Origin of the sequence: Lacticaseibacillus hegangensis, assembly GCF_003946465.1 — a bacterium.
Lineage (GTDB): Bacteria > Bacillota > Bacilli > Lactobacillales > Lactobacillaceae > Lacticaseibacillus > Lacticaseibacillus hegangensis.
Genome location: NZ_RHOL01000053.1, coordinates 1 through 10,536, shown reverse-complemented (window position 1 = coordinate 10,536; position 10,536 = coordinate 1). Strand labels below are relative to the sequence as shown.

Annotated in this window: 9 protein-coding genes; 5 read left to right on the top strand and 4 right to left on the bottom strand. The window is 56.5% G+C overall.

Annotation, left to right across the window (positions count from 1 at the left end; genetic code table 11):
- The first annotated feature begins 174 nt into the window (after positions 1 to 174).
- The 5 genes from EKM86_RS11855 (at position 175) to smpB (ending at position 6,377) form a co-directional block, all read left to right on the top strand.
- The gene (locus tag EKM86_RS11855) at positions 175 to 1,392 is read left to right on the top strand and encodes an MFS transporter (RefSeq protein WP_125758269.1); all 1,218 of its coding nucleotides are present in this window, start codon (positions 175 to 177) and stop codon (positions 1,390 to 1,392) included.
- Positions 1,393 to 1,456: 64 nt separating this feature from the next.
- Positions 1,457 to 3,004, top strand: coding sequence for a ClC family H(+)/Cl(-) exchange transporter (locus tag EKM86_RS11850; RefSeq protein WP_125758267.1), 1,548 nt, complete (start codon positions 1,457 to 1,459; stop codon positions 3,002 to 3,004).
- A 99-nt stretch (positions 3,005 to 3,103) separates the two neighbouring features.
- Positions 3,104 to 3,340: a preprotein translocase subunit SecG gene (gene secG / locus EKM86_RS11845; protein WP_125584772.1), complete on the top strand. Its 237-nt coding sequence runs from the start codon at positions 3,104 to 3,106 to the stop codon at positions 3,338 to 3,340.
- Positions 3,341 to 3,504: 164 nt separating this feature from the next.
- Positions 3,505 to 5,886, top strand: coding sequence for a ribonuclease R (gene rnr / locus EKM86_RS11840; protein ID WP_125758265.1), 2,382 nt, complete (start codon positions 3,505 to 3,507; stop codon positions 5,884 to 5,886).
- Positions 5,887 to 5,903: 17 nt separating this feature from the next.
- Entirely contained in the window at positions 5,904 to 6,377 is a 474-nt protein-coding gene (smpB, locus tag EKM86_RS11835; protein WP_125758263.1) for an SsrA-binding protein SmpB, read from the top strand.
- Positions 6,378 to 6,414: 37 nt separating this feature from the next.
- Here smpB and EKM86_RS11830 read toward each other — a convergent pair whose 3' ends face one another.
- The 4 genes from EKM86_RS11830 to EKM86_RS11815 all read right to left on the bottom strand — a co-directional run bounded on the left by EKM86_RS11830 (position 6,415) and on the right by EKM86_RS11815 (position 10,299).
- On the bottom strand, positions 6,415 to 6,813 hold the full coding sequence (locus tag EKM86_RS11830; protein ID WP_125758261.1) for an HIRAN domain-containing protein: 399 nt from the start codon (positions 6,811 to 6,813) through the stop codon (positions 6,415 to 6,417).
- On the bottom strand, positions 6,806 to 7,618 hold the full coding sequence (locus EKM86_RS11825) for a J domain-containing protein (RefSeq protein ID WP_125758259.1): 813 nt from the start codon (positions 7,616 to 7,618) through the stop codon (positions 6,806 to 6,808). Before EKM86_RS11825 ends, EKM86_RS11830 begins: the two co-directional genes overlap by 8 nt.
- Before the next feature lie 92 nt (positions 7,619 to 7,710).
- Entirely contained in the window at positions 7,711 to 8,895 is a 1,185-nt protein-coding gene (locus EKM86_RS11820; protein WP_125758257.1) for an SAM-dependent methyltransferase, read from the bottom strand.
- A 168-nt stretch (positions 8,896 to 9,063) separates the two neighbouring features.
- Complete coding sequence (locus EKM86_RS11815) at positions 9,064 to 10,299, bottom strand: MBL fold metallo-hydrolase (RefSeq protein WP_125758255.1); 1,236 nt, start codon at positions 10,297 to 10,299, stop codon at positions 9,064 to 9,066.
- Positions 10,300 to 10,536: the final 237 nt, after the last annotated feature.

Genomic DNA, 10,536 nt, shown 5'->3' with positions numbered 1-10,536 from the left:
AACCGCCGTATACGGAACCGTACGTACGGTGGTGTGAGAGGTCGGTAGCCGAATTAATCGGCTACCTCCTACTCGATCTGTCCTGACAACAAAATTCACACTTTCTTCACAATTCACTCGCACACTATTATGTGACTGTTTTTATTTGCAGCTAAATTCAAAGGGAGTGACGACATGAACGAAACCCAAAGAGAAAAGAGCCCGTGGCGGCAGAATCTGAACGTGCTGTGGGTGTGCACGTTTATTGCCGGCATTGCCTTTTCCGAGATCACGCCGTTCATGTCGCTGTATGTCGGTGAATTGGGCAATTTCACCAAGGCGCAGGTTTCCCTGTATTCCGGCTTAGTCTTTGCGGCCACTTTTTTTGTGACCGCCATTGTTTCGCCGCTGTGGGGTGCGCTTGCCGATCGCAAAGGCCGTAAAATCATGCTGATCCGGGCGGCGGTTGGGATGGCCGTCGCAATGTTTCTGATGGGGCTGGTGACCAATGTCTGGCAGCTGATTGGGTTGCGAGCGCTGCAGGGCCTGTTTTCCGGGTTCATTTCTAACGCGCAGGCGCTGATTGCCTCGCAGACGCCGCGCAGTCACGCTGGCAAGGCGCTCGGGACGCTGGTGACTGGCTCCACCTCGGGCATGCTCATGGGGCCCGTGATCGGCGGGTTGCTGGCGCAATTCATGTCGATCCGCGTGACTTTCTTCATCACCGCCGGGCTGCTGTTGCTGGCTGGGATTGCTTCAGGGCTATTCGTCAAAGAATATTTCGTGCCGGCCCCGCACCGTAAAGGTGAAAAGGGCGGCCTCTCAGGGCTTTTGAGCCAATTTGCCAACCCCAAGCTGATTATCATCTTGCTTGTCTCGACCATGATCGTGCAGCTGGGTAACGCGTCCATCTCGCCAATCATCAGCCTGTACATCAAAGAGCTGATGCATAATGTTGGGCCGGTGGCGCTGGTGGCCGGCATCATCGCTGCTTTGCCAGGGCTGTCGAACATTCTCGCGGCCCCGCGGCTTGGCGATTACGGCGACAAGCACGGCTCCGGGAAAGTCCTGATTGCCGGCTACCTGTTCGCGGTAGTCATGTACTTTCCGCAGGGCTTTGTCACCAGCGTCGTCTTGCTCGGGGTTTTGCGCTTTGCCATTGGGATTTCCGATGGCGCCTTGTTCCCCACGATTCAAACGCTGCTGACCAAAAACTCGCCGGCGTCGGCGACGTCTGCAATTTTCTCGTGGAACCAGTCGTTCCAGGCGCTGGGTAACATGTTCGGCGGACTGCTTGGCGGCTTGCTTGGCGGCATTTTCAATTACAATGTGGTGTTCATCTCCACGGCGGCGCTGCTGCTGCTCAACTTCGTCATTTTGTGGGTTACTGAGCCGACGCTGCGGCACGGCTAGGTCCGTGTTTTCTGCGGACCTTTTTTCTGTTGTATAATGGGATCAGTTTCTTTGGAGGTGTGACATGCATAAGGCTTCAAAAACCGTTGACGCCACACGGCTGCGATTCGTTCTGTTTGGGCTGCTGGTTGGGCTGCTCACAGGCGGCGTCGTCGCGGCATTTCGGTTTTCAATTGAGCGGATTTTGGGGTTCATGCAGTCGCTTTACCGCACTGCCACGCCTGGCATTGTGATGCTAATTATCATCGGCAGTATTGTCGCCGGCTTACTCGTCGCCTGGCTGCTCAAAAGCGAGCCCAATATCTCAGGCTCGGGGATTCCGCAGGTTGAAGGCCAGCTGCAAGGCGAGCTCGAGTTTCACTGGTGGTCGATCCTGTGGAAAAAATTTGTTGCCGGCATTATCAGCATTGGGCCGGGGCTGTTTCTCGGTCGTGAAGGTCCGTCCATTCAGTTAGGCGCCGCCGTGGGCCAAGGCGTGGCGCAAGGGTTCAAGAAAAATGGCGCCGATCGCCGCATCATGATCGCGGCCGGCGCGGCCGGCGGTCTGGCTGCGGCGTTCAACGCGCCGATCGCCGGCACGATGTTTGTGCTTGAAGAGGTTTACCACAATTTCAGCCCGCTGGTGTGGATCACCAGCCTGGCGAGCGCGGTGGGGGCCAATTTCATTTCCCTGAACGTTTTCGGCGAAGTGCCGGTCCTGCATCTGGTTTACAACCGACCACTGCCGGTTTCCTTGTACTGGCACTTATTACTGCTTGGCGCGCTGCTTGGGGTGCTGGGGTTTGCCTATCAGAAGACGCTGCTGGCAATGCCTAAACTTTATTCGTTTACGCATATTCCTCGCGCGCTGCAGGGGCTTGCGCCCTTTCTCCTAGTGATCCCAATCGGGCTGCTGGATCCGGCTGTTTTAGGCGGCGGCAACGGCTTGATTACCGGGTTTAACCGCAGCATTCCGGCATTTGGTGTGCTGCTGGTCATCTTTGCACTGCGCTACGTTTTTTCCATGGTCTCTTATGGGTCGGGGCTGCCTGGTGGGATATTTCTGCCCATCTTGTCGCTGGGGGCGGTGATTGGCGCCGCCTATGCGGTCCTGATGGGGGACATTGGTTGGCTGCCGCGGGCCTATGAGATGAATCTGATTATCTTCGCGATGGCCGGGTACTTTGCCGGTATCGGGAAGGCGCCATTCACCGCGATCCTGCTGATCACTGAAATGGTGGGTAACCTCACTAACTTGATGGCCATGGCGGTGTTGTCGCTGGTCGCCTATGTCGTGGTCGATCTGCTGGGCGGCGCGCCGATTTATGAGTCGCTGCTGCGGCGAATGACCACGAAAAATCGGCTTCAGGCGATTCACCGCATGGACCGCCTGGAGCTGCCGGTGTATGCCGGCAGCGTGCTGGACGGCATGGCGGTGCGCGATTTCAAGTGGCCAAAGGAAACCTTGCTGATGGCAATTCGGCGCGGTGAGGACAGCCTGCTGCCGCATGGTGACACGGTCATTCACGGCGGTGACACGCTGGTGATTTTGACCGACGCCAGCCGGCGAGCGGCGGTGCGCAAACGGCTGCACGAGCTGGCCGAACAAATGAGTGAGCAGGAGCCCGAATGAGGCGCGCTTAGTTGGGCCCAGCGGGCGAAACTTGGCTGGTCTTGACGGCTGCTTTGTGATAATCTACTACTAGTGACCATTTGCAAGGGAGGGAAAAACTTGCAGAGTCTTTTTACTAATTTACTCATCATCGATTCGATCCTGATCGTGATCGCGACCCTGATGCAGCCGAGTAAGCAGCAAGATGCCTTGAGCGCGCTGTCTGGCGGTGCGACCGATTTGTTCGGCAAGCAAAAATCACGGGGCTTTGAAGCGTTTATGGAAAAGGTGACCGTTGTACTGGGCGTCCTTTTCTTCGCCTTCTCGCTCGTCTTAGTGTATCTGGCATCCCACTAACGAAGGTCTCCTGGTGAACAGGGGCCTTTTTTTGGAGGCAGGCATAGGCGCATCTGCTCAAGCAGGGGAAACCTTCTGCGGGTTGGTCAGCTAGCCGGCGCTCGGTGTAACTGTATATTTTAGAGATCGAAAGCTTTTTTATCAAAAGAAAACGAGGGACATCTATGACCACAGTCGGCCACTTAAGAAATGAATTACTGGCGACGTTTCGGCGCAATCCGCAGATCGGTTTTTCCACTGCGTCGCTGAATCGCGCACTCAAATTGACGTCTGCCGAGGACTTCAAAGTGATGGTGCAGGCGCTCACGGGAATGGAAAATGATGATTTGATTCATCAAGACGACAATCAGCGCTACATGCTCGGCGGCAAGCCCCAGAGCATGCAAGGCGTGTTCCACGGCAATGAGAAAGGCTTCGGCTTTGTTGCCATCGAGGATCAGGACAACGATATGTTCATTGCCCCGCCGAACACGAAATTTGCCATGGACGGGGATACTGTTGAAGTCACAGTCGTCCATCAGGCCCGTCCTGGCGATACGCGCGGTCCCGAAGGCGCGATCACCAAGGTGGTTGAGCGTAAAAACACCCGGTTAGTGGGCGAGTACGCGCCATTGTCCGATGCCGAGCACAGCCGCACGGGCTTTATTGGCACAGTCACGAGTCACGAAAAGAAACTGGCGCGCTATCCCATTTTCATCAAAGATAATGGTACCGTGCCGGAACGCGGCGACATGATCATGGCCGAAATCACTGAATTTCCGAACGCCGACCGGCCGAACAGCATGGTGGGGCTGATTGTCCAGAACCTGGGCAACAAGAATGCGCCTGGGGTCGACATCATGTCGCTGGTGCTGGCCAACGATATATACGTTGACTACCCGGACGATGCGATGGCGCAGGCCAACGCCATCCCAGATCACGTCACGGCTGAGGACCGGTTGGGCCGGCGTGACATCACCGATCAGCCGGTGGTCACCATCGACGGGGATGACTCCAAGGACTTCGACGACGCGGTGGTGGCATGGAAGCTGCCCAACGGCAACTACCATTTGGGTGTCCACATTGCGGATGTCTCCTACTACGTGACTGAAGGTTCGCCGCTGGACAAAGAAACATATAAGCGCGGGACCTCGACTTACCTGGTCGACCGGGTCATTCCGATGCTGCCATTCCGGCTCAGTAACGGGATCTGCTCGCTGAACCCCAACGAAGACCGGTTGGCCATGTCCTGCGACATGGAAATCGATGGCGAGGGCCGCGTGGTCAGCCACGAAATTTACCAGAGTGTCATTCGCTCCCACGGCCGCCTGACCTACAATAAAGTCAACCAAGTGCTCGATGGTGATCCCGATGCGACTGCCGAATACGGCGACTTGGTCCCAATGCTCAAGCTGATGGCGGACCTGCACAAGATTCTCTACAAGATGCGCCATGGTCGCGGCGCCATTGACTTTGAGGAAAATGAAGCCCAGATCATCGTGGATGACCAGGGCCACCCGACGGATATTGTGCTGCGCGAGCGCGGTGTGTCTGAGCGCATGATTGAAAGCTTCATGCTGCAGGCCAACGAGACGGTGGCGGAGCATTATAATCGCATGCACGTGCCGTTCCTGTACCGGGTGCACGAGACCCCAGACGAGGATCGCATTAAGGACTTCGTTGATTTTCTGGCTACCTTCGGCCTGCAAGTCCCAATCAAAAAGGGGCAGCAGGTGACGCCGAAGATGTTGCAGAATGTCAACACTGAAGTTGCGGGGACCCCTGAAGAAATGATGGTCAACGTCAAAATGCTGCGCAGCCTGAAGCAGGCGCGTTACTCTGACGAGCCGCTTGGCCATTTTGGCATCGCGGCCAAGTACTACTGTCACTTCACCAGCCCGATTCGCCGCTACCCTGATTTGGTCGTGCACCGGCTGATCCGGACGTATGCCATTGAAGGCACCGGCGATAACGTTCAGACCAAGTGGGCCGAAAAGCTCCCGGACATCGCCGCCCAGGCCTCGACCCGTGAGCGTCATAGTGTTGATGCCGAGCGCGCCGTTGATGACCTGAAGAAGGCTGAATTCATGGCCGATAAGGTCGGAGAAGAGTTTGATGCCGTGGTTTCTGGCGTTGCTGGGTTCGGGATGTTTGTCGCGCTGCCGAACACCGTTGAAGGTCTGGTTCACATCACCCGGATGACCGATGATTATTACGGGTTCTTGGAAAGCCAGATGGCCTTGATCGGCGAGCGCACGCACCACATTTACCGCATTGGGCAGCCGGTGCGCGTGAAGCTTGAAGCCGTCGACGTTGAGCAGCGTCAGGTCGACTTCTCACTGGTGCCGACTGAGGATACACCGACAACCGATTTGGTCGTGCCAAAGCAGCCCCGGCGTCAGCCGCGACGCGATGAGCACAAAGCTGGTGCGCCGAAGCCTGGCGACCAGGGCAAGCGGCACAACGCCAAGCGGCCGACTGGGCACGCCAAGCCGTTTCGCAACACGATCGGCAGCCAGGTCAAAGGCCACGCCACGCGCGGTGGCAATAAAGGAAACAGACATTAACCAAAGAAGGTGAGCCGATGGCAAAAAAAATGAAGCCGAAGCCCGATAACCTTCTGGCCCAGAACAAAAAGGCCCGGCATGACTACAACATCCTCGAGACCTATGAGGCAGGCATTGCCCTGACCGGCACCGAGATCAAGTCGGTGCGGGCTGGCAAAACGACGCTGCGTGATGGGTTCATTCGCATCACGAATAACGAGGCTTGGCTGGTCAACGTGCATATCAGCCCGTACAAGGAGGGCAATCAGTTTAACGTTGACCCGCTCAGGTCACGCAAGCTGCTTTTGCACAAGAAGGAAATTGCCAAGCTGCTGGCCGCGTTGACTCAACAAGGCAAGACCGCGGTGCCGCTTCGCATGTACCTCAAGCACGGCTACGCGAAGGTCTTGATCGGGGTGGCCGAAGGGAAGAAGCTGTACGATAAGCGAGAGGCCTTGAAGCAAAAGGACCAGAAGCGAGATATCGATAGAGCAATCAAAGCACGCTACTAAGTAAAAATCCAAGCCAATCGGCTTGGATTTTTTGCTTTCAAAGCTTTAAGAAGATATCGAGCCTGATGTACGGCCAGTTGCCTTTCATCGTCCAGTCGGTGATTTTTGCATAGACGTTCAGGCCGGCGTCGAGCAGCCGGGCGATCACGATGTTCTCGCGCTTCGGCAGGTACCCGAGCTTGCGGCCGGGCAGGGTCTCAACTCGCGTTGCAAAGGCATCGTACGCATTTTTCTCCCGCACCAGGCGTACCTGCTGTCCGAGCGCCAGGTCGGCAGTCAATGTCGCCGGATCGGGCACATGAGCGGTGCCGGCGACATGATGATTGATCAGAAAAATCTCGCTGCCGGTCAGGTCGGTTGCTTGACTCGGCATTCCGCCGTGCCATGGCGTCAGCCCGTTACCCCCGGCGACCGGTTTGATTTCAAATTCACCCATGACGGTCACCTCCTAAATCGCCAACCAGCTGCCCATACAGCACAATGTTTGCCGCCACCTGCTGTTTCAGTCGATTGAGGGCCAGTTGCAACGCGGCGCGGTGATGATCCCGCCAGGTCTCACTTTTCAGCTGTGCCTCGATTGTGAGTGGCCACGCTTGATACAGCGCAAACTTGCGGGCTCGCTCCTGCGCCAAGTCGGTCAGCAGGTCGGCCAGCTGGCGGTTCAGCTCCTGGGGCGACAGGGTTTCGTCTTCGCGGTTTGCCAGCATTGCGGCGATGGCCTCCAAGACTTCAAGTAGCCCGTTGGCGTAAGCGTCCAGAACTTTCAAGAACAGCCAGGCGTCCGCTGCACTTTGGTGGGGATGCAGATCCGGATGAAGCGCCTTGATCAGCTGCTTATACAAGGTGTTCAGCTCCTCAGATTCCGAGTCAGATAAAACTGGCAGGGCCAAGTAGCTGGTGGCCTCATTTAATTGGCTGCGCATGAATGCCAGATAGCGAACACGGTCGGCAAACGAGGCAGTGATCTTGACTTCGATCACTGGCAAATCAATGGGCTCGCCGCGGTTCAGGTACTGGCGGATCAGGCGGATCCGCATGGCGGTTTGATCGCGTTTGAGCTCGGCTTCGTACAGGCTGATCTCCAGCGGTCCAAATTCGCTCCAGTAAAAAGCGGTGAGGTTGGGCACGCGATGATTGCTCAAGGCATCATTTTCCTGTACAGCGTCAAGCAGCAGTTCCGCTGCGACGTTTACCCGACGGCGCGCCAAGGCGGTCTCGGGGGATAACATCAGGTCAAACACGTTGCTCCCTCCTTTGCTATCATTATCCGGCGGCGGGAAATCGCTTGCAAGTTTCCGCAAAAAAAAGATCCGCCGAAGCGAATCTTGGCAACCTAGTCGTAAATATAGTCGCGGGTCAGCGGCAGACCAGTGCCGGAAGGGGCCTTCGTGACCAAGTACTGGATGACATCGATGTTCCCGGATTCAAAAGACGCGGCTGCAGCCTGCAGGTAGATGTCCCACATGCGCGTGAATTCATAGCCGAATTTCTTTTGAATGGTGTTGCGATGCGCATTGAAATTTTCGTCCCAGTGTTCAAGTGTGCGCTGGTAATGACGACGGAGGGGCTCAAGGTCGGAAATCTGCAGCCCGGCATCGATAATGTGATCGATGTTTTCACTCAGACCGGGGATGTAGCCACCCGGGAAGATGTACTTGTTCAACCAGGCATTAGTGGCACCGCCTTGCTGGCGGGTAATGCCGTGAATCAGAGCAGAGCCGCCAGCGGCCAGCAGTTTGGTGACGTCCTTGAAGTACAGCTCCAGGTTCTCCTTGCCAACATGCTCGAACATGCCGATCGAAGTGATGTAATCGTAGGGACCGTCTGTGAGTTCGCGGTAGTCGACCAGCAGGACGCGGGCGTGGTCTTCAATGCCTAATTTTTGGATGCGCGCGTTGACAAAGTCGTACTGCTCCTTGGACAGTGTGATCCCGGTCACGTCGAGGTGGTAGCGCATGGCGGCGGTCAGCATGAGCGTACCCCAGCCGCAGCCAATATCCAGGAAGCGCCGGCCGGGCTGTGGGTCGAGCTTGCGCAGAATGTGCGTGACCTTGTTTTGCTGAGCGGCCGTGAGGTCCTGATCCCAGTCGTCAAAATAGGCGCAGGAATAGGTCATCGTGTCGTCGAGCCAAAGCTTGTAGAAGTCGTTGCCGAGGTCATAGTGGGCCTGAATGTCCGCCTTGCTCTTCTTTTCAGTGTGCGATTGTTTGGGGATGAACCGCATCAGTTTCTTGTTGCGCATAAACGAGCCTGCGCTTTCGTATGCGGCCGTCAGTAGCTCCTGGAGGGGGAATTGACCGCCGCCGGTCACATCGATGTCACCGCGCATGTAGGCCTCGCCTAGCGCAAGCGACGCGTTTTTGAGCAGCTCCTTGGCGGGGATTGCCTGTTTCATGTGGATCGTGAGGCTTGGCGTCCCCGCGCCGTAGGTCTTTTGCGTGTGGTCCCAGTATTCCACCGTGATGGGAATATTGAACGAGTGCGCAAACATTTGGTCGTAGAATTGTTTTTCGAGCATGAGTGACCTCCTTAAAATCTGTTCTTAAATACCTTACTCTTTTCACCCGGAAAAGGAAAATCTCAGCGATTCACCAAATAGCGTCAGGGTTGTCGCATCGCGGTTAGCACACCGTGTGCCACTTCCGGACCGAGAGTATTTTCAACTATTCGAATGGTCTTTTCAGGCCTAGTCTTCGGGCTCATCCAGTGTGTAATACAGATCCTTTTCCGGCAGCAGCACCTCGGCGCGAGTTGCCGCGTCAAGTGCTTCGGCCTCGCGCTCCGGGTGGAAGCTGTGCCAAGGCACAATGATGCGCGGGGCAACTGTTTGCGCCAGAGTGATCAGATCCGCCCGCGTGGCGTGACCAGTGCAGGACAAAAAGGTCAGCGGGATGGCGTGCGCGGTCAGAAAGTCTTTGAGCTGCTGGAAGCGGGGATCATAGTCGCCCAGCGGTTCGCCATTGGTATGGACGTAATTGCCCACGGGCAGCGCGGCCAGGTCGGCCAAGTGGCTGAACGAGTTCTCCAACAGATACTGGCCTGGCGCTTGGCGCAGCGCGTCGGCAGTGATCGACTTGCCGATGATCTGGTCCGCTTTCAGCCCGGTCATCGTCTCCAAAATCACAGCGTTGGCAGGTTCCCAGACCATTTGCCGGTTCGCCTGGTGCGCGGCTTCTTGAATCGCCGCCAGCCGCGCGTAGTTGCGATTGTAGGGATTGATTGCGACCAGCTTCTTGGTCTTTCCCAGCAGCATGATCAATTGCGCCTGCAATTCACTTTCGGTCAGCGCGGCGCTGGGATGACTTTGATCTTCCACTGGCGTTTCTGTGTCAAAAGAGAAGGTGGTGCCTTCAAGCATGAACATCGCCAGCTTCTTGTCGTGAAACACCTGGGACCAGTGGGCGACGCGTTCGGGATGCGGTCCATTTAGGCGGACATCGCCGGAGTGCGCATACCAGCGTGTTCCATCGCCCACCAAGAGCGCCATGATGCCTGGCTCGTCGTGATCGGAAGCAAAGCCCTCGACCGAAAAGGCCCCGACGGTCATGGGTGTCTCAAACGGGAGGGGGTGCAGATTGCGGACGGGCTTTTCAATGCCCAGCTTGATCAGTGTCTGATAGAGCCGGTAGCTGGGTGCGGACAGGTACACCGGGATGTCCTGCTTCAGGTACTGCAGTGCGCCCATGTGGTCGATGTGGAGGTGCGAGATGAAAATTGCCTCATGCGCCCAGTGATCTTCGGCCAGCCCAAAGAGTTCCGGCACGTTCGGCAGTTTCCCGTTTGCGATTGCCGAGGCCGCCGTTTCGTTCGTTAGGTCCGCGGCCACGCCAAAATCCATGATCACCCGGCTGCCTGCCTGAGAAAATTCCACTATGTTGCCGCCAATAGTCCTCAGTCCGTTCAAAAATCTGATTTGTGTCATCGTGTCCTCCTGGGTGGCGGTGAGCCGGTGAGACCGGTGCCGCTTAATCGTAACTGGTTATTCTACGCCACTTTTGCCGTGGCGTCACGTGGGCGGCATACGGCCGTCTGAGTTTTTCGGTAACGACTGGCATTTAGCCAGCCGTACGAATTTTGGCCGAACAAAATCTACTAAGCTTAGAGGCGTACACAAGACTCGACGGAGTCTGTGTACGCCTCTATTACTTTATAGTGGTAG